General features: G+C 32.7%; 27 protein-coding genes. 14 read left to right on the top strand and 13 right to left on the bottom strand.

Features of this window, described 5'->3' with window-relative positions:
* Positions 1-1,140 carry a cysteine desulfurase family protein gene (locus ACTU6T_RS13410; protein WP_460218704.1) on the bottom strand — a complete coding sequence of 380 codons (1,140 nt, stop codon included), beginning with the start codon at positions 1,138-1,140 and terminating at the stop codon, positions 1-3.
* A gap of 136 nt (positions 1,141-1,276) precedes the next feature.
* Here ACTU6T_RS13410 and ACTU6T_RS13405 point away from each other — a divergent pair, with 136 nt between their 5' ends.
* Positions 1,277-2,203 carry a hypothetical protein gene (locus tag ACTU6T_RS13405; protein ID WP_460218703.1) on the top strand — a complete coding sequence of 309 codons (927 nt, stop codon included), beginning with the start codon at positions 1,277-1,279 and terminating at the stop codon, positions 2,201-2,203.
* Here ACTU6T_RS13405 and ACTU6T_RS13400 read toward each other — a convergent pair whose 3' ends face one another.
* Positions 2,204-2,755, bottom strand: coding sequence for a Smr/MutS family protein (locus ACTU6T_RS13400; protein ID WP_460218702.1), 552 nt, complete (start codon positions 2,753-2,755; stop codon positions 2,204-2,206). It abuts the gene before it with no gap.
* Positions 2,755-2,943 carry a hypothetical protein gene (locus tag ACTU6T_RS13395; protein ID WP_460218701.1) on the bottom strand — a complete coding sequence of 63 codons (189 nt, stop codon included), beginning with the start codon at positions 2,941-2,943 and terminating at the stop codon, positions 2,755-2,757. The genes ACTU6T_RS13400 and ACTU6T_RS13395 overlap by 1 nt, the downstream gene beginning before the upstream one ends.
* A gap of 146 nt (positions 2,944-3,089) precedes the next feature.
* Here ACTU6T_RS13395 and ACTU6T_RS13390 point away from each other — a divergent pair, with 146 nt between their 5' ends.
* From ACTU6T_RS13390 to ACTU6T_RS13380, 3 genes are read left to right on the top strand one after another with little or no spacing between them, the layout of a single operon-like run.
* Entirely contained in the window at positions 3,090-4,916 is a 1,827-nt protein-coding gene (locus tag ACTU6T_RS13390; RefSeq protein WP_460218700.1) for a T9SS type A sorting domain-containing protein, read from the top strand.
* A gap of 46 nt (positions 4,917-4,962) precedes the next feature.
* Entirely contained in the window at positions 4,963-5,250 is a 288-nt protein-coding gene (locus tag ACTU6T_RS13385) for a DUF2752 domain-containing protein (RefSeq protein WP_460218699.1), read from the top strand.
* Between the two features lie 10 nt (positions 5,251-5,260).
* A complete protein-coding gene (locus ACTU6T_RS13380; RefSeq protein WP_460218698.1) occupies positions 5,261-5,605 on the top strand; it encodes a CCC motif membrane protein in 345 nt (114 codons plus the stop codon).
* Positions 5,606-5,681: 76 nt separating this feature from the next.
* Here the strand turns inward: ACTU6T_RS13380 and rocD are convergent, their stop codons facing one another.
* The 4 genes from rocD to ACTU6T_RS13360 form a co-directional block, all read right to left on the bottom strand.
* Positions 5,682-6,926 (bottom strand): ornithine--oxo-acid transaminase, encoded by a 1,245-nt coding sequence (gene rocD, locus ACTU6T_RS13375; RefSeq protein WP_460218697.1) that lies wholly within the window; start codon positions 6,924-6,926, stop codon positions 5,682-5,684.
* Positions 6,927-7,067: 141 nt separating this feature from the next.
* Positions 7,068-7,454: a DUF6768 family protein gene (locus ACTU6T_RS13370; protein WP_460218696.1), complete on the bottom strand. Its 387-nt coding sequence runs from the start codon at positions 7,452-7,454 to the stop codon at positions 7,068-7,070.
* A gap of 43 nt (positions 7,455-7,497) precedes the next feature.
* On the bottom strand, positions 7,498-8,049 hold the full coding sequence (locus ACTU6T_RS13365; protein ID WP_460218695.1) for an RNA polymerase sigma factor: 552 nt from the start codon (positions 8,047-8,049) through the stop codon (positions 7,498-7,500).
* Positions 8,046-8,558 carry a hypothetical protein gene (locus tag ACTU6T_RS13360; protein WP_460218694.1) on the bottom strand — a complete coding sequence of 171 codons (513 nt, stop codon included), beginning with the start codon at positions 8,556-8,558 and terminating at the stop codon, positions 8,046-8,048. The genes ACTU6T_RS13365 and ACTU6T_RS13360 overlap by 4 nt, the downstream gene beginning before the upstream one ends.
* A 149-nt stretch (positions 8,559-8,707) precedes the next feature.
* On the opposite strand from ACTU6T_RS13360, the gene rlmD reads away from it, so the two are divergent.
* From rlmD to ACTU6T_RS13335, 5 genes are all read left to right on the top strand, one after another.
* Positions 8,708-10,120, top strand: a complete 1,413-nt coding sequence (gene rlmD, locus ACTU6T_RS13355; RefSeq protein ID WP_460218693.1) for a 23S rRNA (uracil(1939)-C(5))-methyltransferase RlmD — start codon at positions 8,708-8,710, stop codon at positions 10,118-10,120.
* A gap of 14 nt (positions 10,121-10,134) precedes the next feature.
* On the top strand, positions 10,135-10,680 hold the full coding sequence (locus ACTU6T_RS13350; protein WP_460218692.1) for a DUF6452 family protein: 546 nt from the start codon (positions 10,135-10,137) through the stop codon (positions 10,678-10,680).
* Positions 10,646-11,392 carry a DUF6048 family protein gene (locus ACTU6T_RS13345; protein ID WP_460218691.1) on the top strand — a complete coding sequence of 249 codons (747 nt, stop codon included), beginning with the start codon at positions 10,646-10,648 and terminating at the stop codon, positions 11,390-11,392. Before ACTU6T_RS13350 ends, ACTU6T_RS13345 begins: the two co-directional genes overlap by 35 nt.
* A gap of 14 nt (positions 11,393-11,406) precedes the next feature.
* The gene (locus ACTU6T_RS13340) at positions 11,407-11,880 is read left to right on the top strand and encodes a hypothetical protein (RefSeq protein ID WP_460218690.1); all 474 of its coding nucleotides are present in this window, start codon (positions 11,407-11,409) and stop codon (positions 11,878-11,880) included.
* A gap of 121 nt (positions 11,881-12,001) precedes the next feature.
* On the top strand, positions 12,002-12,550 hold the full coding sequence (locus ACTU6T_RS13335) for a DUF4136 domain-containing protein (protein WP_460218689.1): 549 nt from the start codon (positions 12,002-12,004) through the stop codon (positions 12,548-12,550).
* Here ACTU6T_RS13335 and ACTU6T_RS13330 read toward each other — a convergent pair.
* Complete coding sequence (locus ACTU6T_RS13330; protein ID WP_460218688.1) at positions 12,547-13,707, bottom strand: THUMP domain-containing class I SAM-dependent RNA methyltransferase; 1,161 nt, start codon at positions 13,705-13,707, stop codon at positions 12,547-12,549. The two genes, ACTU6T_RS13335 and ACTU6T_RS13330, sit on opposite strands and share 4 nt — an antisense overlap.
* Before the next feature lie 90 nt (positions 13,708-13,797).
* Between ACTU6T_RS13330 and ACTU6T_RS13325 the strand changes: the two genes are divergently transcribed.
* From ACTU6T_RS13325 to ACTU6T_RS13310, 4 genes are read left to right on the top strand one after another with little or no spacing between them, the layout of a single operon-like run.
* Positions 13,798-14,529, top strand: a complete 732-nt coding sequence (locus ACTU6T_RS13325; protein ID WP_460218687.1) for a class I SAM-dependent methyltransferase — start codon at positions 13,798-13,800, stop codon at positions 14,527-14,529.
* A gap of 29 nt (positions 14,530-14,558) precedes the next feature.
* Entirely contained in the window at positions 14,559-15,233 is a 675-nt protein-coding gene (locus ACTU6T_RS13320) for a ZIP family metal transporter (RefSeq protein ID WP_460218686.1), read from the top strand.
* Position 15,234: 1 nt separating this feature from the next.
* Positions 15,235-15,663 carry a DUF4268 domain-containing protein gene (locus ACTU6T_RS13315; protein ID WP_460218685.1) on the top strand — a complete coding sequence of 143 codons (429 nt, stop codon included), beginning with the start codon at positions 15,235-15,237 and terminating at the stop codon, positions 15,661-15,663.
* Between the two features lie 57 nt (positions 15,664-15,720).
* Complete coding sequence (locus ACTU6T_RS13310; RefSeq protein WP_460218684.1) at positions 15,721-15,999, top strand: hypothetical protein; 279 nt, start codon at positions 15,721-15,723, stop codon at positions 15,997-15,999.
* Between the two features lie 2 nt (positions 16,000-16,001).
* On the opposite strand, the gene ACTU6T_RS13305 is transcribed toward ACTU6T_RS13310, so the two are convergent.
* From ACTU6T_RS13305 to ACTU6T_RS13285, 5 genes are all read right to left on the bottom strand, one after another.
* Positions 16,002-17,069: a hypothetical protein gene (locus ACTU6T_RS13305; protein WP_460218683.1), complete on the bottom strand. Its 1,068-nt coding sequence runs from the start codon at positions 17,067-17,069 to the stop codon at positions 16,002-16,004.
* Entirely contained in the window at positions 17,003-17,629 is a 627-nt protein-coding gene (trhA, locus tag ACTU6T_RS13300) for a PAQR family membrane homeostasis protein TrhA (RefSeq protein ID WP_460218682.1), read from the bottom strand. Before trhA ends, ACTU6T_RS13305 begins: the two co-directional genes overlap by 67 nt.
* The gene (locus ACTU6T_RS13295; RefSeq protein ID WP_460218681.1) at positions 17,629-18,318 is read right to left on the bottom strand and encodes a DUF4294 domain-containing protein; all 690 of its coding nucleotides are present in this window, start codon (positions 18,316-18,318) and stop codon (positions 17,629-17,631) included. The genes trhA and ACTU6T_RS13295 overlap by 1 nt, the downstream gene beginning before the upstream one ends.
* A 173-nt stretch (positions 18,319-18,491) precedes the next feature.
* Positions 18,492-22,142 (bottom strand): ABC transporter permease/M1 family aminopeptidase, encoded by a 3,651-nt coding sequence (locus ACTU6T_RS13290; protein WP_460218680.1) that lies wholly within the window; start codon positions 22,140-22,142, stop codon positions 18,492-18,494.
* A 32-nt stretch (positions 22,143-22,174) separates the two neighbouring features.
* Positions 22,175-23,062: an ABC transporter ATP-binding protein gene (locus ACTU6T_RS13285; RefSeq protein WP_460218679.1), complete on the bottom strand. Its 888-nt coding sequence runs from the start codon at positions 23,060-23,062 to the stop codon at positions 22,175-22,177.
* 138 nt (positions 23,063-23,200) lie between these two features.
* Between ACTU6T_RS13285 and ACTU6T_RS13280 the strand changes: the two genes are divergently transcribed.
* A complete protein-coding gene (locus tag ACTU6T_RS13280) occupies positions 23,201-24,289 on the top strand; it encodes a M42 family metallopeptidase (RefSeq protein ID WP_460218678.1) in 1,089 nt (362 codons plus the stop codon).
* The last annotated feature ends 1 nt before the right edge of the window (position 24,290 follow it).

The following is a 24,290-nucleotide window of genomic DNA, read 5'->3' as shown; positions in this document are numbered from 1 at the left end:
CTATACAAACTCCTTTAAGACTTCTATCACATAATCTACTTCCTCTTTAGTATTATAGCGACTAAAAGAAAAACGCACAGAAGGTCGTTTTAAATGTTCGTCATCTAAAATTTCAGTAAGTACATGAGAACTTTGATTGCTTCCACTTTGACAAGCACTTCCTTTAGAGCAAGCTATGCCTTTTAAGTCGAGTTGAAATTGCAACATGCCTGCTTTTTCAGGTGCAATAGGCAAACAAACATTAACAACAGTATACGTGCTTTTTTCAAAGTCATCGCATAGTCCGTTAAAGGTTACATCAGAAAATGTCGCTTTTAACTGTTCTATAAAATACGCTTTGATACCTTGAATATGGGAACGTTCTTCTTCAAGATTTTCATAAGCCAAATGAAGCGCTTCATCCATTCCAACAATATTGTGAATAGACTCTGTTCCAGCTCGAAGACCTCGCTCCTGCTCACCTCCAAAAATTAAAGCTCTTAATCCACTATTTTTTCTTAAAAATGCAAAACCAACACCTTTAGGACCATGAAACTTATGTGCACTGGCAGCTAAATAGTCAATTGGAATGTTTTGTAAGTCAAGTTTATAATGTCCAACCGATTGAACTGTATCACTATGAAATAGCGCATTTTTAGACTGACATAATTCTGCAACACGTTTAATATCTAATTTATTTCCAATTTCATTATTAATATGCATGAGCGACACCAATTGTTTAGTGTCTAAACTCAATAAAGCTTCTAAGTGCTCCAAATCAACTTCACCAGTTCTACTCAAATTCACATATTGCACCTTGATATTATATTCAGCAACAAGTTGATCAATAGTATGCAAAATGGCGTGGTGCTCAATTTTAGAGGTAATAATTTCGGTAACACCTAAATCTCTAACTGCACTTCTAAGCACTAAATTATCAGCTTCAGTACCTCCAGAAGTAAATACAATTTCAGCAGCAGACACATTAAAATGAGATGCTATACGCTTTCTTGAATTTTCAATTAATGCTTTAGATTGTCTACCATAACCATGTGTAGAAGAAGCGTTTCCGAAGTTATTTTTCATAACAAGACTCATTCGGTCTATAACTTCATCACGAACAGGCGTAGTTGCGGCATTATCAAAATAAACTGTTTTCACTTTGCTAGATTTCTTAATTGCAAAGATGCAACTTTATTAGGGTTTTTAAAACTCTTTAAATACCTCATAAAAATAATTTGTTAAAGCAAGACGTTAAACAATCAAATCTTTTATTTTTGTTTTAAAATTGATATCAATGCGACAATTTATTTACATCTGTTTAATAGGACTTTTAGTCTTTTCTTGTGATGATGGTGATGTGTTTGAAGTAGACTTGACTTTTAATGAAGTTTTAGAGCGCTGTGGTGATGATGACAGTGATAGCTATGTTTTATTTGAAACAAAAACAAATCCAAACGAATCATTGAGCCTCACATTTCCTGTTAACGATATTACCAGAGCTATTTTTAATCCAGAATTTAGTGGTGATATAGTAACTCTAGGTATTAACGAATCTAATACAAGATTCAACTATCGTACTTACGATAATGATCCTGAAGATTTGTTTTGTCAAGCGATTCAAACTCCAGGTATTTCTATCACTAATGATTATGAGGCTTCTGCTGGTGCTGAAGCAGTATTTGTATCAACTTTTGAGGATGATGACAATGATGGAATCCCTTCAGAGTTTGAAGGCAGAGGTGCTCAAGCCGAAGATGGCACTTATCCTGATGCTATCGACACAGATGGTGATGGCTTAGCAAATTACATAGATGAAGATGATGACAATGACAATATATTAACTTCAGCTGAAAATCCTAATTATGATGATATTAATGGACTAACGAATGCATTAAATACGGATGGCGATGAATTTCCTAATTATTTAGACAATGATGATGATAACGATGGTGTTTTAACACGTAATGAAGACACAGACGACGAAGGCATTTCACCGCTTAATGATTTTGATGAGTCTGGCGGAGTCAATAACGTCCCAAGATATCTTGACGCCATGGCTACAGATGAATTTATTCAAACCGAATCGCTACAAACAGAGTACACAAGAATAGTCTCAGTCTTTGTTACCATTCTAAATCCTAGTATAGAAATATTAAGCACTGATGAAATCGTTTTAGGTACATATACAGTTCCAACGATAACTTTCCCTTTAGATAATTAATCAAGACTTAATATTCTGATAAATATACACTTCAGTAGCACCTAAACCATACTTTTGATAGTCTGCTGGATAAAATTTGACATTTTCATATCTTCCAAAAAGATACTCCAATTCAGTTTTTAAAACACCCTCACCTACACCATGAATAAATACAACTTTTTGAATACGCTTTTTTATAGCAAATTCTAACTTATACCTTGCAGTATCCAACTGTAAGTTAAGCATATCAAAATTACTCATATGTTTATTTGAAGTTGTGATCTGATGGATATGCAAATCAACTTCCATTGCAGGTAAACTTCGCTCTTTAGGCTTTACTTTTACAGATTTTCTCTTATGAGTTTGCTCTTTTTCGTTGATAACTGTTGAAGCGTTGGTATTAGAGAATACATTTACCTGTAGAGGTTTGGCTTTAATAACTTCAGATACAGAAAACTCCATTTCAAAACCATCATCAGTTTCAATACTTAAAGTCTCATTTGAAATTTTAGTGATAACACCAATAATATCCTCATCTAAGACAGAAACAATATCTCTAATTTTGAATTGCATTATAATTCACTATCATTTTCTTCTTGTTCATTTTTGCTCGGAATATTTCTTGAAATACTATAGATACCAAGCATTAAAAGTACAATTCCAACAATTAAAACATATTGGCTTTGGTTTTCTTGCGCTTGAGCATAAATTGCTATAGCTCCACCTATTAGGATAAATACATAACTAATTGATCTAGGCATAGGTAAGTTGATTATCGGTTATAATTTATATTCATCGAAAATACAATTTTATAAACTCATTAATACTAAGAAATATTATTTTTTATCTATATTTGGGTTTCCCTACACTTTTTAATCAAAATATTTAATTTTTAATACAAATGGTTATGATAAATCGTGTATTATTTCTGCTTTTTGCTTTACTCTCTATAAATGCATTTGCTCAACTTACCGTTAGAAATGCGTCTTATATTTTTGTTGACGGTTCTGGTTTTACAGATACTGTTGGAGTTGCTCCTCTTTTTGTTACAGACAATGTAAACTTAACTGAAGCTAATAGTCGTATTTATCTAAGAAACGAAGCACAACTAATCCAAGGCTCAGGTACAACAGGAAATTCAGGATTAGGAGTACTTAGTATTCAGCAAACTGGAACAGCTAACACTTATGCTTACAACTATTGGTGTTCTCCTATCGGAAATCACTCTGCTACATCTGGCAATGAAAGCTTCAGTGCCACATTAATAGATGACTCCACTGGTCTTATCACAAGTAATGATGCCGTTTTTATTGGTGGATACGATGGTACATCTTCACCTTTACAAATTCCTAGACGTTGGTTTTACTCTTTTGTTGTTTCCGATGAATATGCTGAATGGATTGATTTAGATGAAAACTCATCCATAGCACCTGGATTAGGATTTACTATGAAAGGTATTGAAGCTGGTGGACAACTTTATGATTTTAGAGGCAAGCCTAATAATGGAACAATAACCAACAGCATTGCTGCAGACCAATTTACCTTAATTGGTAACCCATATCCCTCAGCAATAGATGCTTTAGCCTTTATCCATGATGTAGACAACACAAACATTGATGTTGCTACTGCTCCATTTATACCAACCACAACTGGTGTTTTGTATTATTGGGAGCAACAACCTACAGATCACTTTACGGCAAATTATATTGGTGGCTATGCAACTTATACCATTTCATCTGGTGGTGTTGAATCTTTTACTCCAGCTACATTTTTTGCTTATGACTCGGCAGGAAATGAAATCCCATTACCTCCACCAGGAGCTACTGGAAGTAAAACTGCACAGCGTTATATTCCCGTTGGACAGGGATTTATGGTTGAAGGAAGTCCAAGCACAACTACGGGCTCGCTTGTATATATGAAAAATTCGCATCGTGTATTTGAAAAAGAATCTAGTGGAAATAGCTATTTCTTTAGAACTGATGGCACCACTGATTCAAATGTATCATCTGAAGACACCGTAGAATTTAACGAATATGGTTTAAATATTGTTCCAAATGATTTTAAACGATTTCGACTAAACATTCTTTTTAATCAAGATTTCACAAGACAATTGTTGCATAATTTTCATGATACTGCAAGCGACGGATTTGATTATGGTTTAGAAGCTCCAACATCAGATGATTCTAATACTGATGCCTCATGGCTTAGAGATAATGAAACATATAATATTCAGGCACTAAATTTTGATATAGAAAAAAGAATCCCAATACGCATAAAAGTTGAAAACCAACAGCCTTTGAAATTTAGTGTTTTTGATGTACAAAATTTCGACTCATCACAACCTATTTTTCTACATGATATTGAAGCGGATTTGTATATCAATTTGAGAAACCAAAATTACAGTATCAATATTCCTGCTGGTGTTTATGATGATCGTTTTGAAATCACTTTCGAATCTGAAGTCTTAAATACTGAAACTATCATAAATCGAGATTTAGAAATTTTCCAAAACACTACAACAGCAGAATTAACCATTCTAAACCCAAATGGAATTGACTTACAATCCATTTCTTTATTTGATAGTACTGGAAAGCGTGTTCTTGATGCTAATGATCTTAGTGTTCTGAATGAGTATCGCTATTCAACAAAAGATTTCAGTGATGGAGTATATATAGCTACAATTACTACTAATCGTAAACAAACAATTTCAAAAAAGGTAATTATCAAAAACTAATTTAATCTTAGTTCAATTTTATTATTTTTGGGGCAAAGACTAATTTATGATATCCCCAGAAGATTACATGTTGCCTTGTCTTAACAAAAAAATTTTTGGATTAGATTGTATGGGTTGTGGAATGCAACGATCCCTAGCTTTAATTCTCAATGGCGATTTTGTTGCAGCTTTTTACATGTATCCCGCAATCTATAGCCTAATCGCTTTATTAGGGGTTATCTTTATAAATTACTTTAAAAAATTTAAACATGCTTATAAAATTATCGTTATTTTGGCAGTCATAAACGTCATTTTAATACTAGGTAATTTCATTTACAAAACCTTTATCAACTAAAACACATCACATGGAACAAAATCAAACTCAAGAACAACTACAAAATTCAACGCTCATTTTAATATTAGGTATTCTATCTATAGTGACCTGCTGCTGTTATGGAGTCGTTGGTTTAGTTTTAGGTATCGTAACATTAATACTTGCAAAAAAAGCTACAGCAATTTATGCGGAGAATCCTGATTTATATTTAGGATTTCAAAATGTAAAAATTGGTAGAATCCTAGCTATTATAGGTCTAGTATTAAGCGCATTATATATGCTTTTTACTATTTGGGCAATTATGACATTTGGTTGGGAAGCCATGCAAGACCAAGAATTAATGCAAGAAAAAATGCGTGAAATGATGGGACAATAAAAACCAAATAATTCTTCATAAATAAAAAAACCTCAATATTTATTGAGGTTTTTTTATTTATACAACTTTAAAGTTTTTACACTTCAAATTGTTTTAAGGTCTTAATAATTATAGACACACAATCTAATAACTGCTCTTCGTCCATTACCAATGGTGGAGCGAAACGTATAATATTTCCGTGAGTTGGCTTTGCTAATAATCCATTATCACGTAATGCTAAACAAATATTCCATGCAGTATCGCTATCCTCGTCATCATTAATTACGATAGCATTGAGTAATCCTTTACCTCTAACAAGATTTACTATAGAACTAGTCTCAATATATTTGTTTAATTCACTTCTGAATAACACACCTAACTGATGAGCATTTTCAGCCAATTCTTCATCTCTAACCACTTCTAAAGCAGCAATAGCAACAGCTGCAGCAATTGGGTTTCCTCCAAACGTACTCCCATGATTTCCAGGTTTAATGACATTCATAATTGCATCATCGGCTAGCACAGCACTTACAGGATAAGCGCCTCCAGATAATGCTTTTCCAAGAATTAAAATATCTGGCTTTATATTTTCGTGATTTACAGCTAATAATTTTCCTGTTCTAGCAATACCAGTTTGAACTTCATCTGCAATAAACAACACATTATACTTTTCACACAATGCTTTAGCTTTAGCAAGATACCCTTCACTAGGCACATAAACCCCAGCCTCACCTTGAATAGGTTCAACTAAGAACCCAGCAATATTCTTATTATTAACTAAAGCTGCTTCTAACGCCTGAAGATTATCATATTCAATTTTGATAAATCCATCAGTATAAGGTCCAAAATTTTCCCTAGCCACAGGATCATTACTAAACGAAATTATTGTTGTTGTTCGTCCGTGAAAATTATTCTCACATACGATAATTTCAGCTTCATTTTCATTAATACCTTTGACTTCATAAGCCCATTTTCTACAGAGTTTTAAAGCTGTCTCAACAGCTTCAGCTCCTGTGTTCATTGGTAATAATTTGTCAAAATGAAAATACTCAGAAGCGAATTTCTCATATTTCCCAAGCATATCGTTATAAAATGCTCGTGATGTTAATGTCAAAGTTTGAGCTTGTTGTGTCATTGCATTGACAATTTTGGGGTGACAATGTCCTTGATTAACTGCCGAGTATGCAGATAGAAAATCGTAATACTTTTTTCCTTCTACATCCCAAACATACACACCTTCTCCTCTACTCAATACTACTGGTAACGGATGGTAATTATGTGCACCATACTTGTTTTCTAAATCGATCGCTTGTTGCGAAGTTAATTGGTCTAAAACTGCCATTTTAAAAATAATTTAATAAATGAATATACTATCCATTCCTTATCTACCTTTATCCTTTCGAAGATTACGAAAATTCAGCGTGGGAAAGAAATCATCCCTAGAGACTTGCAAAATAATGATTTTAAATTGTGAATTAAAATCTTATTCTGAAATTTTTCCAGATAACGATGATACTTGTAGTTCAAGACGTTTCATTTCTCTTAAGATGGCATTCTTGTCCATTTGCATCCAAGCAAAGACTTTTAACATGCTAACTCCTATTAAAAAGACCAAACTGCCCAACCCCCATTTCAATAACTCCTTTTGCTCGGTAGCATCAAAAAAGTTGATGACGCAATAAATAAATAATCCAAAGAATATTAATGTCATAATATTCATTAAAATGATAATCCATTTATTTTTCCCAGTAAATAGACCTCCTAACATTCCTAGAACACTCTGTTCTTCTAATTCATCATAAAACTTTGCTTCTTCCTGAGACAATGTCTCTTTTATCAATTGATCGATATCTTCCATATTTGTTTTCATATTTTTATGTATTACAGTTTCTATATTTCAGGAAACTTGATTTTTATTTACTTTTATTTTTTAATATTAATTTAAGCTTTTCTCTTGCATGAAATAATCTTGACTTTGTAGTTCCTACAGAAATTTCAAGCATTTTACTAATCTCTTTAAGTGAGTATTCTTGTGTATAAAACAACCTAACTACAAGTTGTTGATGCTCGGGCAAACCCTGTATCGCTTTCAAAAGTGCTTCTTTTAACTGCGAATTATCTTGAATGTTATCGTCAACAACAATATCCTGTTCTTGCTTTAACTCATTTTCCTTTAAACGCTGTCTGCGTTGTTTACGTAGCGCATCCATAGATTTTGAATACACAATTCGCAATGCCCAAGACCTGAAACTTGATGGTTTTTCTAAAGCATGTAACTTTTCAATGATTATTCTCCAACTTTCCTGCGCTATATCTTTAGATAAATCGACATCTTTAACCAACCAATAGGCTTTTTTACAAAATTCTAAATGCCATCGCTCTACAAGAGACGTAAGAGCTTTTTTATCTCCATTTTGAAAAGCTTGAATCAATTTAACATCAATATGTTGCTGGTTAGTGTTCAATTAAGCATGTTTATTTTAAAATATTGTCGTTTGTACGCTCCTCTCAAAACCCCAACCCACATACTGTATTTACGGCTTTTCTTATGGACAGTAAATTGATTCTCAACTACATCAAAAGCATCTTCAATCAATGCATCATGCAACCATCTAATAATGAATACCCAAAGAAGTGTCGCTTTTAAAGTTGTCGTAATCATATTGATTTCATGCACAATTTCGGTAGTGCTCTCAGAAGCTCTTCTAATGCATAATTGGTGTATCCCTTCAAATCCATCAGGTTTTGAAAACTGAAACCTAATATGTTGTCCTTCTACAAATTCTATTATAGTGTAACGAACACGTCCATGACCTCCTTTACTACCTATATGCAATCCCATTTTAAATCGCATAGCCGGCCAGTTGTCTTTTGGCCATATCTTATCTTCAGAAGTTGCTAAAGTTTGAAATAATTGTGACACCTCTGATAATGGCTGAGGAATTAATCGCTTATGAACATTAATAACTTTCATCGAGAGATATGTATTTGCTATTGGTTATATGATTAATGCATTATACTCTAAAGACGATGAAGAAAGCAAAAGGTTCATTTTATTTTGAAATTTTTAAAGATAATTCTATTTCCTCATAGTTTATTTATTACGATTATTATTTTTGCAGCATGGCAAGACGAAAAAATAAGAGACAAATTTTCGAGAACATAGAGGTTATTGATGCTGGTGCTAAAGGAAAAACTGTGGCTAAAGCTCCTGATGGACGCATAATTTTTTTACCAAACGCCGTGCCTGGTGATATCGTAGATGTACAAACTTTCAAAAAACGCAAAGCTTATTTTGAAGGGAAAGCTATAAAGTTCCATAATTTATCAAATAAGCGTACTACTCCAAAATGTGAGCATTTTGGCGTTTGTGGTGGCTGCAAGTGGCAGGATATGGGTTATAAATTTCAGTTAGAATACAAACAAAAGGAAGTCACTAATAATTTGGTTCGCCTTGGCCATTTAGAACTGCCTGAAGTTACTCCTATTCTTGGTTCTGCAGAACAGTACTTCTATCGGAACAAAATGGAATTTTCGTTTAGCGATAGCCGATGGCTAACCCTAGAGGAAATTCAATCTGATGAAGATTTAGGCGATAAAAACGCTTTAGGGTTTCATATACCAGGTATGTGGGATAAGATTCTAAATGTTAACAAATGTTGGTTGCAAGAAGCCCCTTCTAATGCTATTAGGAATGCAGTCAGAGACTTTTCAGTAGAACATGGTTTAGAATTTTTCAATACAAGAAATCAAACTGGTTTACTTCGTACAATGATGATTCGCACCTCTTCAACTGGAGATTTAATGGTGCTTATCCAGTTTTTTAAAGAGGATAAGGAGAAACGAGAATTATTACTTGACTTTATCGCGAGCACATTTCCGCAGATTACATCATTACAATATGTAATTAATACAAAAGCTAATGATACCATTTATGATCAGGACGTCATTTGTTATAAGGGTAAGGATCATATTTTTGAAGAGATGGAAGGTTTGCGTTTCAAGATTAATGCAAAATCGTTCTACCAAACTAATTCTGCTCAAGCATACGAATTATATAAAATCACACGTGATTTTGCTAATTTAAAAGGTGATGAATTGGTTTATGATCTATACACAGGCACTGGAACTATTGCTCAATTTATAGCAAAAAAAGCTAAACATGTAGTGGGCGTTGAAGCTGTTCCCGATGCCATAATCGCTGCAAAAGAGAATGCACAATTAAACGAGATTCATAACGTTGACTTTTATGTTGGCGATATGAAAAATGTGTTTAACACCCAATTTATTACAGAAAATGGACAACCTGATGTCATAATAACCGACCCTCCTCGTGATGGCATGCATAAAGACGTTGTTAATCAAATATTAAATATTGCGCCAAAAAAAATAGTTTACGTAAGTTGTAACAGTGCAACACAAGCAAGGGATTTAGCACTAATGAAAGACCTTTATAAGATTACTAAAACTCAAGCTGTAGATATGTTTCCACAAACACATCATGTCGAAAATGTTGTACTTTTAGAAAAACGATAATTAAAGCGATTAACTTGAAACGAATAATAATATTTTTCAGCCTAGCCTCACTAATTACACTTATTACTTGGAGTTGTGAGCGTGACGATATATGTGCTGAAACTACAGCAACAACACCTCAATTAATTATTAGGTTTTATGACATCAATGACCAAGATGAAACTAAGCAAGTACGACAATTAGAAATAAAAGGCCTTCAAGATGATGGAACTCCAATTGAAGGCGAACCAATTCTAAATAGAACAAATACAGATTCTATTGTATTACCATTGCGATTTCAAATGGAAGAGGAAACTACTACTCGTTTTCAACTAGAAAAAGATGCCGATTTTAACAATGATGATCCAGAAACAGAATCTAATATTGATATCATTTCTGTCACATACACACCAGAGTTTGTATATGTCTCAAGAGCTTGTGGCAACAAAAGTATTTTTAACTTCGGTACCACAGGTGGAATAACAAGAATAACAGATACTGACAATTGGATTGTAAATACCGAAATTTTAACTGAAACTATAGATAATGAAAACGAAGCACACATTATTATTTATCATTAGCATGATAATTGTGATGTTGCTTCCAATGACATCGCAATCTCAAGAAAACAACGAAACTTCATCAGACACACTTGTCTACAAGCAAAAATATGGCATTAGATTAGGTGCTGACATTGGTAAACTTATAAGGATGGCTGTAGATGAAGATTATACTGGATTTGAAATTATTGGAGATTATAGGCTTACTAAAAAATTATATCTCGCTGGTGAATTAGGAACTGAAGAACGACGCATAGCAAATGACTTCTTAGATATTACTGCAAAAGGAAGTTATTTTAAGGCTGGAATAGATTACAACACCTATACCAATTGGTTAGATATGCAAAATATGATTTATACTGGTTTTCGAATTGGCGTTAGCAGCTTTAGTCAAACCATAAACAGTTTTACAGTTTATAACACAAATCAATACTGGAATGAACCAGCTACTGAAACTCCTAATGAAGAGTTTAAAGGACTTTCTGGAATTTGGGCTGAACTTATAATTGGATTTAAAGCTGAACTCTTGCCCAACTTATATGGAGGTCTTAACGTGCAAATAAAATCGATGGTAAGCCAAGACCAACCTGTAGGTTATGAAAACTTATATGTACCTGGTTTTAATCGCACCTATGACAGTGGCCGTTTTGGCATTGGATTTGGATATACTGTATCATATTCGATTCCAATTTATAAAAAAGACAAAAAAGTTGTTATTGAAAACGAACAATAAAATAACGTAACGCCATGAAATTATTCTATTCAATTGTATTATTTATCCTCTTCCAAACTCAAACTCATGCCCAATATAAAAATGTATGGAAAGACGGAAAATTAACGTTCATAACAAAAACTGCTGTTGATAGTGAAGGTGATGAAAATGAAACCGATTATGATGCTGGAAACGATGATGTAGGTATTAATATAGAAATCATTGATTATGCAGATGAAAATGAAGCTTACCTCAGTAGCATTGAATATGCCTCTAGTATTGGATGTGAGGACATGCAAATAGAATTTAAATATAAAGGTGGAGCCTTCTTAGAAATACATCGAAGTTATTATTCGGTTTGTTACGATAACGAGGAAAAAGAATATATTATTAATGCAGTAATACAACGTGATGATATAGAAAAAATATATGATATTGCTTTTTATTGCTATACGATTTCCGTTGAGGAAGGCCTCGACGTTCTTAAATCAATTGAGTTTGTAGATTAAAAATCAATGACTTGCTCAAGTTTTTGAATTTGAAACAATTAATTTATAACTGACAAATATCATAGTAATTCTCTTAACTATTCAAGATTTTTATTAGACATTAATCAAATAAAGATCAATCATGAAAACGTATCAAATCCCCTATTTGTTTATCCTTCTTTTAATGTTTAACTGTGCTACAACATCGTCAGTCATTTTCGATTATGATATTGATGAAGACTTTAATCAGCATAATACATTTGTCATTTGCGAAGATGATTTAATTGCAAAAAACACCCGCTTCCCACAGCAAGACAATTCAAAAATAAGAGACTTGCTCTCAGAAGAAGTAACTTTAAAACTTGAATCATTCGGTTTACATGTAGACATGAATAATCCTGACTTACAGGCTGGTTTCAGGTTAGTCATAACAGAAGAAACAACTGATTTTCGTGATTGTACAGATGAAGGTGAATTTCTGTATTGGGAAAAATGCACTATAAAAACAATTAGCCACACCACCGAAACATTAATATTATATGTGTCAAACCTGAAAAAGAATCAAATCATTTGGCAAGCATCAATACCTTGTGACATGAATAAATCAAAATCTCGTTTAAAATCACATATTAATGAGCTTGTAAACACATTATATGAAACCTATCCAAATACGATTAAACCTATAGATTAGTCTTTCATATACTTACCCTTCTTACTGCCTTCATACATCACATATTTGACTAATCGAGATTCTAACTTAGCATTAAATAAGTGTATTTTTCGGGATGGACGCAACCCTACATGTTTTAAAGCATCCATATTAGAAGTAATAAACCACGCATCTGTTCCTGGATATCCTTGTTTTAAAGTATCACCAATCTCTTTGTAAAAGGTTTCCATATTAATATCTAGCCGTTCTCCATAAGGAGGATTAAATAACATATGTAATTTTTCTTGTCCCGCTTTCTGAGTCTTAAAAAAATCTTCATGTTGGATGGAAATAAAATCGTCTAAATGTGCATTCTTGATATTAGCTTTTGCTTTAGATACAGCGCTTGGCGATTTATCATATCCAATCATCTTATGATGAAAATCTCTGGTTTTTTTAAGCAATGATTCTTCAATCTTTTCAAATAAATCTACATCCCAATCTTCCCAACGTTCGAATGCAAACTCCTTTCGCATTAGATTTGGAGGAATATTGCAAGCAATCATAGCTGCTTCTACTAAAATAGTACCACTTCCACACATAGGGTCCATAAAATCCGATTGCCCATCCCAACCAGAGAGCATCACCAACCCTGCAGCTAAAACTTCATTGATAGGTGCAATATTTGTCGCTGTCTTATATCCTCGTTTATGCAACGATTCTCCAGAAGTATCTAAAGAAATCGTACATACTTGTCTGTCGATATGTACATTAATCTTTAAATCAGGAAATCTCAAATCAATATTTGGTCGTTGACCATCTGTTGCTCTAAATTTATCAACAATCGCATCTTTGGTTTTAAGAGCCACATACTTAGAATGTGTAAATACCTTGGAATGTACGGTTGCATCAATAGCAAGACTCCCTGTAGGTTTTATGTAGGTATTCCATGGCATTTTATAAACACGATCATACAAATCTTGTTCATTAACTACACGAAATGTTTTTATCGGTTTTAAGATTTTTATTGCAGTTCTCAAGCCCAAATTAGCCTTATACATAAAGCCTTTATCCCCAACAAAACTCACATTTCTTACTCCTTTCTTAACCTCCATTGCTCCTAACTGAATGAGTTCTCTTTCTAATAAATCTTCAAAACCATATAAGGTTTTTGCTACCATTTTATAATTATTCTCCATGTTGTACGACTAATAGGTTGCAAAAATAAAGTATTTTTGTGGCAACTAAACTATAATTCAACAAAGAGCTTATACCGAAGGAAAACGTATATGACTAAAGACACAACACAATGGTACACTTCATGGTTTGATACACCATTTTATCATATTTTGTATAAAGACAGAGATCACAATGAAGCACAGCTATTTATGGATAACCTCACCGAATATCTCAATATTCCAGAAGGTGGCAGTATCTTAGATTTGGCTTGTGGAAAAGGGAGACATTCTGTATATCTCAATAGTTTAGGTTATAATGTCACAGGAGTAGACCTCTCTGAAAACAGTATTGCGCATGCCAAGCAGTTTGAAAATGAAACCCTTCATTTTGATGTTCATGATATGTGCAAACCGTATTCGAAACAGTTTGATGCAGTATTTAACTTATTTACCAGCTTTGGCTATTTTGAAAATGAAGAAGCTAATCTTAAAACCATAAAAGCCATTAAATCTAATCTAAATACATATGGTTTTGGAGTCATTGATTTTATGAATAGTAATTTTGTAATAAATCATTTAGTTCCTGAAGACACCAAAACAGTCGAAGGTATTGAATTTCATTTAAAACGTTATCTCAAAGATGGATATATCATTAAAGATATTGCGTTTTCTATAGAAAATGAAGATTATCATTTTCAAGAGCGTGTTAAAGCTTTTACACTTGAAGATTTCAAAATACTTTTTGAAAAAGCTGGAGTATTTTTACTTGACGTTTTTGGCGACTATAAACTCAATAAATTTCACAAAGATACTTCAGAGCGATTAGTAATGATTATTAAATAACTAAATTGTTTAAACAGCAATTGTAATATATGAATTCGTACCTATTTCCCATTTTTGCAGTTATTATTGGTGTTATTATTGCACTTGTTGTTAAACAAAAACGCAATACATCTATAAAATTGCTGCTTTCATTTAGTGGTGCTTTTTTATTAGCCCTAACGCTTTTTGATTTGTTACCTGAAGTCTATGAACACCTCGAAGCAAAAACTACAGGTCTATTTATCATGTGTGGTATTTTGCTCCAAGTTATTTTAGAATTTTTTTCGAAAGGTGCTGAGCATGGTCATGTTCATATCCATAAAAGTGAAACTAATTTTCCGTGGTTACTCTTTTTAAGTTTATGCTTACATAGTTTTTTAGAAGGCTTTCCAATACATGAACATAATGATATGGTTTATGGAGTTTTAATACATAAAATTCCTATTGCGACTTTATTATCGGCATTTCTAATTCAATCTAGTTTTAGTAAAACTCAAATCATAAGTTTTTTAATTGTATTCGCCCTTATGACCCCTTTAGGCACTTATATTTCAAATGCAACGACAATACATCCAGACTATCTTAATCGAATTAATGCCATTGTAATTGGAATCTTTTTTCATATATCAACTACCATTTTATTTGAAACTGGAGAAGGTCATAAATTTAACTTATCCAAACTATTAGCCATCATACTTGGTGTAGGAATCGCATTTTTTATCTGATATGTTTTCAAAAGAAGAGAGTCGGCAACTCCGACAAGAATTCTGGACAAGTTTTGGAAAGTCATTTCCAAGAAAATGGATCCTTTACAACACCAAAATTAAAGGGTTTTCGTTTAAATTTCATTTTGACACTAAAATAGCATTAGTTGCTTTAGATTTAGAAGATGACTTAGAAAATAGAATCAAATATTGGGAAAAATTACAATCATTGGAGACTATTCTTAAAGAGGACTACCTATCAGAAGTAATTTATGAAGAAGAATATTATCTAGGTAACGGCAAAGAGATTTCAAGAATCTATTTACTTTTAGATAAAAAAGCATCCATTCATAACAAAAATACGTGGCAGGATGTGATGATATTTTTCAATGAAACTATGCACCAATTTGAAGCCTTTTTTGAAGAATATAGAGATATTTTAGACGCTTAACTATTTTTTGTAACATTTATAGGCTATAACAGACTAATACAATATAAGTATTTTAGCATGAATGGAAGTTTAAGTCAATTTAAGGCCACTCAAAGAAGAAGAGCCGATCGTCAAGAGAAAAATAACGGAAAATTCAATAAAAAGAATCTCAATTACAAAGATACTCTCATCAAACCTGAATATAACTTCCCTACATTAGACAGCAATGAATTGGAAGATCTTAAAATCAATATTAGAACTAAATTAAGAACCAAAAAAAGGAGAGATTTCATTGTTGTTTTGTCAACTTCTATTGTTTTAGCAACTCTTATCTATTTTTTTGTACTAAAAAAATAAGTTCAATCACATTTATCTACACTTTGCTTTAGCTTTTTAATCGCATGTTTTAAATTAATTTCTGTATCATAAAGCATCTCATAATAAGCGTTCTTTGTGAATACTTTACTTATGGCTTCGGTATAATGTAGTGGTAATAGACCTATCGACTTATAATTGGACTCTTCTTGATCATGGAAATAGTTAGAATATTTATAATATAAGACACCTTTATAAAGTTTATACTCAAAATTATAACTAATCATACCTATATAGTCGTTAGAATCATTAATGCGATATGGAAATTGCCATTGGCCTTTGATATAAGATGCTGATGAATAATCTGAAACCAACTTGGTCTCTTCAATTCCATATAGCATCAAGTCATCTATTAGGCATTGAAATACTTCTGCATCGTTCTTTGATGATTGTATAGACATAGAACCCATAGATTCTAAATTTCCGTTAACATCTGCTGAAAGGGTAACATTGTTAAGGAAATCACGTTCAGAATATTTATTAACTTCAGTAATATCAACTCTTGGGTCAACGATATAATACTTGTTTTTATAGCCAATCATACCGAAAGAAAAGTATTTAAACTTGGAATGATTTACAGTTCCGAAAACTCTTACGACACCTAATTCTTTATCAAATCGATTATAATCATCTAACAGCTCATACTCGACAGTATCAAAATTTAATTTAAAGGTTTGTGTTTTTGTGACCATTAGTGAAAATTTGGTCATAAAATCATTTTCTACAGTCGATTTATAATTTTCAGGTAACTCGAGATAAACTTGTTTCTCTTCCTCTTTTGTCCATTCTGAGGCATACATTTTTTTTAGATTTAACCATACTGCATCTTCAGGAATAATTAAAGACTTAAACAATGTTGCATCATTGGTTTCTACAGATTTCAGTATTGCATTACCTAAAGCCACATAGGGCTTCTCTTGAGTTAAGCCTGCATATGAGACAAATGAAATTACCGTAAAAAGCAGGAAAGATTTAAAGTTCATATCTAAATCACAAAGTAATAAATCATAAAAAAATGACATATTGCGCCTCCCAAAACGAAGAGATGCCATATGACATGATTGAACGGAATTTTTTCAATTGCATAAAAAATAATACCTATAGTATAGAATGCACCACCAGCAAATAGCAGATACAATCCATTAGTATTCATCCTTTCAGCTAAGGTAGAAAAATCAAAAACAATTAACCAGCCCATAATTAGGTATAGCAATGTAGAAAATATTTCAAATTTCCCTGTAAAAAATAGTTTAAGGACAACTCCAAATGCCGCAATTCCCCAAACTACCCAAAACAAGGTCCAACCCAAACTATCTGGGAGCATAATGAGTAATACTGGTGTATAGGTACCAGCAATGAGCAAATAAATACTTATATGATCTACAATTCTAAAATAATGCTTTCGCTTCTCCCCAGAAACAGCATGATAACATGTAGACGCTAAGAATAAAATGATAATTGACATTCCATAAATTACAACACTAAATAAGGCATACGGAATGTCCTTTTGCAAGAACATAATTAAAAGAGCCAGACCAACAACACCAAGAGCAACTCCTATTCCATGACTCCAGGCATTTAAACGTTCTTCTAATACAGATTGAATACGCATTAATTTTTGGTATCTACAGTTGCTTTATTTTTTAACCATTTGTCGGATAGATCATAATAATCAAATTCTACTGCAGGTTCCTGTCGAATCAATTGTCTATTTTGAAAAGCACGTTCTAAAATATCTTCGATTAGAAAATCTTCTTTAACATCGATAGGATTAAATTCGCGCTTAAGCGAAATATCAAAAAGATTGGCCGTACTATTAAACCAAAATGCTCTCCAACCATTACGCAATTCTTTAATAAGCTGAAATGTAGTTTTACCCGTTTGACGATGAATGAGTTTGACAAGAATCTGACCTTCTGTTTTTGTCAATTTTTTTAGTTCAGCCGAAAATTCGTCTTCAATATACTTTTGAATTTTCTTTGCATATTTTTTCTTTTTACGCTTGCTTTCTAAAGTAGCTAAACGTTCATTTAAACTAGTTAAACGTTCTGCTGCTAGTTTTGCATAAGGGTAGACTTTTAGTGTTTTTCGCTTAAGTATTAAATATTTTACCCGCTCTTCTCTACTTGAAAATTTCAGTTTATTGAGAAGCAAAACTTCATTTAAATCAATAGCAGTTTTTGGTATAGAGTCCCCTTCAACATAAATATATTGCACATGAGTAGTGTCTTGTTCTACAGGTTCTTTCTGAGCAAAAGCCAACATTGGTAAACATAGTATGAGATATATAATTGATTTCATATTTAGGATATATCCAAAATCATTCCAATAACACAGTTACTAAAATTCAAAATTAAGTATTTACTACTTTTAAAACCTTTATTTCGTGTTAATATTATCATTAGATTTCAATTTGAAAAATAAAAACCCACAAAGCATATCGTTTGTGGGTTTTCAAATAGAAAATACTATGCTTACAATTTCTGTCGATTATCATCAGACTGTGTATCAATCAACTTATTGTATGGATCTACTCCAACTTCGGTTGGCTTTTCATCAACAATAATAGAAATTGAATTATTTATCTCCGTAATTTTATGTTTTTTTAGATACAGTATACGTTCTTTTTTATCTCCATCATTATCGTCTTCTGTAAAAATCCCAATATCAATATAATCCTCCAATTTTACTGATAATATTGGCTTCTTTTTTCCTTCAGCTAAATAGGAAATAGAATCTCTTCCGTCTTCCGAATAGTAACGCTTTCCTTTTTCATCATTTCGATATTTACTCACATTAAATTTAATATCTACTTTATACTTACCATTATCCATTTCAGTATAAGAAGCGTCTTCTATACGATTATCATACAAGGTTATGGTTTCAAACATATCTTTTATCACATATTGCAAACTATCTGGGGTTACTGCTTTGATATGATTAACCATATCAATTGACGTAGTGTAAGGAGGCTCTTGAAATTTCACTTTTTCAACATAGGTTTTCAAAGCATTATTAAGAACTTCTTCTCCAATATAATCGCTCAAAGCATATAATACTAATGATCCTTTTTGATAGCGGATGTAACCTTGCCCATCATTATACATGAGCGCATTTTCACGCTTATTTTCAAAGGTTCTTGCTGTTAGATAATCATCTAAAGCTTTCTTCAAAAATTTGCGCATTTGAGACTTACCCAATTCTTTTTCAAGAACTTTAAGAGATACATATTCTGATAAACTTTCTGACAACATCGTAGCTCCTAATACATCTGCTCCAATAACCTGATGCGCCCACCATTGATGTGCGACTTCATGTACTGTAACAGCGTAGGTGTAATCTACACCACCTTCAGAACTATCATCAACATCGGCAATAAATCCGGCATCACCTGCAAAAGGAATCGTATTAGGAAAAGACTGTGCAAAGCTACCGCTAGGGAACTCAACAATACGCAATTGCTTATGTTGATACGGACTGAAATTCTCGCTATTATAATCTAATGAGGCTTTCATCCCAGCCATCATACGATCGAGGTTATATTCGTGCCCCTTATGATGGTAAATTTCTAAGTTAACGTCATTCCATTTATCTCTCTTAACTTCATATTCAGCAGAATTATAAGCATAGAAATTTAAAATCTTACTATCCATCTTATAGTGAAAATAACGTCTTCCATCTTCTACCCATTCTTTTTGTAGATACCCAGGAGCAATCGCAATTTGATCTTCACTAGTACTTACAGTTGTTTCAAAATCGATCCAATCACTATCTTTAGAAATATACGTATTTCCCAACGCTGAAGAATCTGATGGATGCGGTCTTAGTTCATTGGGAGGTAAATCGTATTTCTTACGCGTCTTATTATCCCTGAGTTCTCTACCTGGACTATAGCCTAAACTTGGAAATAATTGCATGTTATTGATAAAAGTTCCATTCTCTCGAATTGGAGAATTTCTAGTCAGTAAAGTATTAGGCTCATTTTTAACTGTAAACTTCAAAATTAATGAGTCTCCAGGCAACAAAGGTGCTTTCAGCTTATAAATATCAAATTCATATAAGGTATCCTCTAACACTAAAGCATTAGCCTTATCAAACACAAATGTACTTATGTAATCGTTATGATTGAGAAATAGACTATCAATAGCTTGGTTTGTTTTATTCACCATAAGATACTCACCTGAAGCCTCAAAATCCCTAGACTTTGGAAATAAATTAACATCAGCTTTAACAGCTACAATTCTAGGTTGTAACGCGTCTTCATATTTTTTATAAGTTTTCTCCCAATCAACACGTAATTTTTCGCGTTCTTTAGAAGAATATGCCTCATTTTCAATATTAGTTTCATGGAAAATTCTGAAACCCAAGGTTAGAAAAGCAATAAGTAAAACAGTACTTGTAACAATTACAGGCATTTTAAATCGAGATTTTGCGATTGACAAACGTTCCTTGAACGAATGCGGTAAACCTCGCACCCAAAACAATCCAGCAAGAACCATTAATATTAATCCAGCAAGAACCCAATAAAGTTTGTAAAGCACATAGCGCCCTAAAGAATCCCCATAACCATTCATGTCATTATAACCAAATCCAGGTCCTTCATTATATTTAAATAAATCTTGTTCAACACCTGCAAGGCTTAAAAATGGGATTCCTATCCAAATAACAAGTAATACAAATAATCCTAAGTACGGATTTCTGATAAGCGTATGCAAGCATAAAGCTAAAAACGCCCAAACCATATAATTTAATAAACGAAGTCCAAATAATTCCTTGATATACAATCCAAGTTCAATATCATAATAGCCTTTATATAATTGAAACAATATTCCAGCAAACATTGCGACTAAAAGCAATAATATTTGCATTTTAATTATTGCAATAAATTTTGACAAAAACAAGGTCCAATTTGGGATTGGAGTTGCATCTTCGATTTCATTCATTCGTCTTATCTTGCTCCTATTAACTAGCAATCCTGCATATAAAAAGGTGCAAATATTAATTGAAAAAGCAAAAGCGGTTGCACCTCTTAGCATTTTCCATGTCATCGGATAAGTACGTGTACCGAAAGGGTTACCGACATCGGCTATAATAATTAAAACGAAAATGAGTCCAAATAAAACAATGGCATAGAATGGAATATTTTTATAGATATAATTAAACTCTACATTAGAAATCTTCCATGAGGTTTTTAAATTTTGAAGAAACGAATAATCAAAATTAACTTTTGGCAGATTAATTCTGGTTATACCTCCAAAATTACTTTTTGTAACACGCTCTCCTTGCTTCTTTTTAAACCAAGAAAATGAAATTGCGTTTTGACTAAAAGAGAAAAACTTATAGACAAAACCAAAAATCAAACTCGCTACTCCTAGCCAGATCATACGATTATATAAAATCAACTCTTTAATTGGAATATGAAATTCATTCTGTTCAGAAATAGTCCAATATCTTGTATAATACTGAGTAGCTGCAGCACCATAAGGATCAACAAGAGCAGCTAAATAGCGATGTTCTGGATCTGATAAAAAACTTTCGGTTAAGCCTTGGACAAACAATAATATCAAGACAGTTATAAACCCTGCTGCGATACTTCTTGTAAAAGTCACAACGGCAAATACGATAGCTCCAAACAATAAAATATTAGGCAAAATAAATAACCAATATGCATCAAAATAGGATTTAAAATCAAATGAAGTAACCAAATCTGAATTAGTTCCAGGCATTCTAAATCCGATAAACATTCCAATGCCGATTGCTAAAACAATACACGTCACAATCACGATTGAACTAAAGAACTTCGCAAATAGATAATTAGCTTTTGTAAATGGATACGAATATAAAATGGTATGCATTTCACTCTTATAATCGCGATACACAGACACTCCTATAATTGATGGGAATAAGAAAAAAATTAAGATGGTTAAACCATTAAACAAATTACTAATTCCAAATGGTGAATTCACAATCCGAGATGAGCCTGTTGTAGCCGTAATACTATCAAATATACCAGCCGAAGTCGCAGCCATAAACAATGCCAATGCAAAGAAAATGGACATATAAATATAGAAAGCTGGTTTCTTAAACCAATGCTTCAATTCATGAAAAAATATAGTAGAAAACATAATGTACTTTTAAATGTGATTAGAGAATTAAATTAGCTTAATACAGGCTCATCCTGTTTTAAAGCTATAAAGTACACGTCATCCAATTGAGGTTCAACCTGAGTAAAATCTGAATCAGGCAACTCATCAGAAAAGACTCTAATATTTAACGAATTATCCTCATTATAATTTGAAGACAAGATGTTATATGTAACCTCATTAGCTTCTAAATCATCTCTATCAATAACCTTAGACCAAATCTTTCCTTTCAATTCTTCTCTAGCTTTTGATGGTGTAGAATGCTTTAAAATTCGTCCTCCATTCAATATGGCCATTTCGTTACACAATTCTTTGACATCTTCAACGATATGTGTCGAAAAAATCACAGTACAGTTGGTTCCAACTTCACGAAGCACATTTAAAAAACGGTGACGTTCTGCTGGATCTAATCCAGCTGTTGGCTCATCAACAATAATAAGTTTTGGGTTATTTAGAAGTAATTGTGCAATTCCAAAACGTTGTTTCATACCACCAGAATATCCAGCAACATGCTTCTTTCTAACATCATATAAATTAGTAATCTCCAATACTTCTTTAACCAAAGCTTGTCTATCAGATTTTGAACTTACACCTTTAAGCGTTGCGAAGTAATCTAATAGTGCTTCAGCTGACATCTTAGGATATACACCAAATGATTGTGGCAAATACCCCAAAATTTTTCTAAGCGCCATTTTATCTTCTAAAATATTGATATCTCCAAAGGTTATACTGCCAGAGTCTGGGCTTTGCAAAGTGGCTATGGTTCTCATAAGAGACGATTTTCCTGCACCATTTGGACCAAGTAATCCAAACATTCCTGTCCCTATTTCAAGACTTAAATTATCGATGGCTTTTACACCATTTTTATACGTTTTTGTTAAACCATTAATGACTAGCTTCATTATATATTAATTTAGATGATTAGGTTATTGTGGGTATTAGTGTAAAAATACTGCATTTTGTTACAAATTTTAGCGTGGTAAGATTTTAATACTGAAGAAATCCTTTTATTTTTACGGAAATTGAAACAATACATCTCTATGGCAAAAAAAAGTATACTTAATAAAAAATCATTAGATTTTCTTGAAAAATATCTAAACAACGCCGCTCCAACTGGTTATGAATGGAATGGGCAAAAAGTATGGATGGACTACCTAAAACCTTATGTTGATGAATTCATTACTGACACTTATGGAACAGCTGTTGGAGTCATTAATCCTAAAGCAAAATACAAAGTTGTAATCGAAGGACATGCTGATGAAATCTCTTGGTATGTTAATTATATTTCGGATAATGGATTAATTTATGTTATAAGAAATGGCGGAAGTGATCATCAAATTGCACCAAGTAAAATTGTAGATATTCACACAAAAAAAGGTATTATAAAAGGCGTTTTTGGATGGCCAGCTATTCACACTAGAAATAGAGCTAAAGAAGAGTCACCAAAACCAAATAACATATTTATAGATTGTGGTTGCTCTAATAAAGAAGAGGTTGAAAAGTTAGGGATTCATGTAGGCTGTGTCATAACTTATCCAGATACGTTTCATATTCTAAATAAGGATAAGTTTGTCTGTCGTGCTTTAGATAATAGAATGGGTGGATTTATGATTGCAGAAGTAGCACGTTTACTAAAAGAAAATAAAAAAACCTTACCGTTCGGATTATACGTCACCAACTCTGTACAAGAAGAAATTGGATTACGAGGTGCTCAGATGATTACAGAAACCATCAAACCTAATGTGGCCATTGTAACCGATGTTACCCATGATACAACTACACCAATGATCGACAAGAAAAAAGAAGGTCATTTAGAACTAGGAAAAGGTCCAGTGGTTGCCTATGCTCCTGCTGTACAACAAAAATTAAGAGATTTAATCACAGATACTGCGGAGTCTAAGAAAATTCCATTTCAAAGGTCTGCACTTTCTAGAGCCACTGGAACAGATACTGATGCCTTTGCTTACAGTAATGGAGGCGTTGCATCTGCTTTAATTTCATTACCACTGCGTTATATGCACACAACTGTGGAAATGGTACACCGTGAAGATGTGGAAAATGTAATTAGAATGATTTACGAAACATTACTCAAAATTAAGGATGGTGATACCTTTTCTTATTTTGATTAAA

The organism is Psychroserpens citreus (assembly GCF_055686305.1).
This window is presented reverse-complemented; position numbering and strand designations above follow the sequence as displayed.

Excerpts from the sequence above, each read along its gene's own strand:
- ACTU6T_RS13390 (WP_460218700.1), top strand. The coding sequence starts at position 3,090 with ATGATAAATCGTGTATTATTTCTGCTTTTTGCTTTACTCTCTATAAAT.
- ACTU6T_RS13400 (WP_460218702.1), bottom strand. The coding sequence starts at position 2,755 with ATGCAATTCAAAATTAGAGATATTGTTTCTGTCTTAGATGAGGATATT.
- rocD (WP_460218697.1), bottom strand. The coding sequence starts at position 6,926 with ATGGCAGTTTTAGACCAATTAACTTCGCAACAAGCGATCGATTTAGAA.
- rlmD (WP_460218693.1), top strand. The coding sequence starts at position 8,708 with ATGGCAAGACGAAAAAATAAGAGACAAATTTTCGAGAACATAGAGGTT.
- ACTU6T_RS13305 (WP_460218683.1), bottom strand. The coding sequence starts at position 17,069 with ATGGCATCTCTTCGTTTTGGGAGGCGCAATATGTCATTTTTTTATGAT.
- ACTU6T_RS13370 (WP_460218696.1), bottom strand. The coding sequence starts at position 7,454 with ATGAAAACAAATATGGAAGATATCGATCAATTGATAAAAGAGACATTG.
- ACTU6T_RS13405 (WP_460218703.1), top strand. The coding sequence starts at position 1,277 with ATGCGACAATTTATTTACATCTGTTTAATAGGACTTTTAGTCTTTTCT.
- ACTU6T_RS13280 (WP_460218678.1), top strand. The coding sequence starts at position 23,201 with ATGGCAAAAAAAAGTATACTTAATAAAAAATCATTAGATTTTCTTGAA.
- ACTU6T_RS13285 (WP_460218679.1), bottom strand. The coding sequence starts at position 23,062 with ATGAAGCTAGTCATTAATGGTTTAACAAAAACGTATAAAAATGGTGTA.
- ACTU6T_RS13380 (WP_460218698.1), top strand. The coding sequence starts at position 5,261 with ATGGAACAAAATCAAACTCAAGAACAACTACAAAATTCAACGCTCATT.
- ACTU6T_RS13360 (WP_460218694.1), bottom strand. The coding sequence starts at position 8,558 with ATGAAAGTTATTAATGTTCATAAGCGATTAATTCCTCAGCCATTATCA.
- ACTU6T_RS13315 (WP_460218685.1), top strand. The coding sequence starts at position 15,235 with ATGTTTTCAAAAGAAGAGAGTCGGCAACTCCGACAAGAATTCTGGACA.
- ACTU6T_RS13340 (WP_460218690.1), top strand. The coding sequence starts at position 11,407 with ATGAAATTATTCTATTCAATTGTATTATTTATCCTCTTCCAAACTCAA.
- ACTU6T_RS13345 (WP_460218691.1), top strand. The coding sequence starts at position 10,646 with ATGAAAACGAAGCACACATTATTATTTATCATTAGCATGATAATTGTG.
- ACTU6T_RS13325 (WP_460218687.1), top strand. The coding sequence starts at position 13,798 with ATGACTAAAGACACAACACAATGGTACACTTCATGGTTTGATACACCA.
- ACTU6T_RS13385 (WP_460218699.1), top strand. The coding sequence starts at position 4,963 with ATGATATCCCCAGAAGATTACATGTTGCCTTGTCTTAACAAAAAAATT.
- ACTU6T_RS13320 (WP_460218686.1), top strand. The coding sequence starts at position 14,559 with ATGAATTCGTACCTATTTCCCATTTTTGCAGTTATTATTGGTGTTATT.
- ACTU6T_RS13295 (WP_460218681.1), bottom strand. The coding sequence starts at position 18,318 with ATGAAATCAATTATATATCTCATACTATGTTTACCAATGTTGGCTTTT.
- trhA (WP_460218682.1), bottom strand. The coding sequence starts at position 17,629 with ATGCGTATTCAATCTGTATTAGAAGAACGTTTAAATGCCTGGAGTCAT.
- ACTU6T_RS13290 (WP_460218680.1), bottom strand. The coding sequence starts at position 22,142 with ATGTTTTCTACTATATTTTTTCATGAATTGAAGCATTGGTTTAAGAAA.
- ACTU6T_RS13395 (WP_460218701.1), bottom strand. The coding sequence starts at position 2,943 with ATGCCTAGATCAATTAGTTATGTATTTATCCTAATAGGTGGAGCTATA.
- ACTU6T_RS13335 (WP_460218689.1), top strand. The coding sequence starts at position 12,002 with ATGAAAACGTATCAAATCCCCTATTTGTTTATCCTTCTTTTAATGTTT.
- ACTU6T_RS13330 (WP_460218688.1), bottom strand. The coding sequence starts at position 13,707 with ATGGAGAATAATTATAAAATGGTAGCAAAAACCTTATATGGTTTTGAA.
- ACTU6T_RS13310 (WP_460218684.1), top strand. The coding sequence starts at position 15,721 with ATGAATGGAAGTTTAAGTCAATTTAAGGCCACTCAAAGAAGAAGAGCC.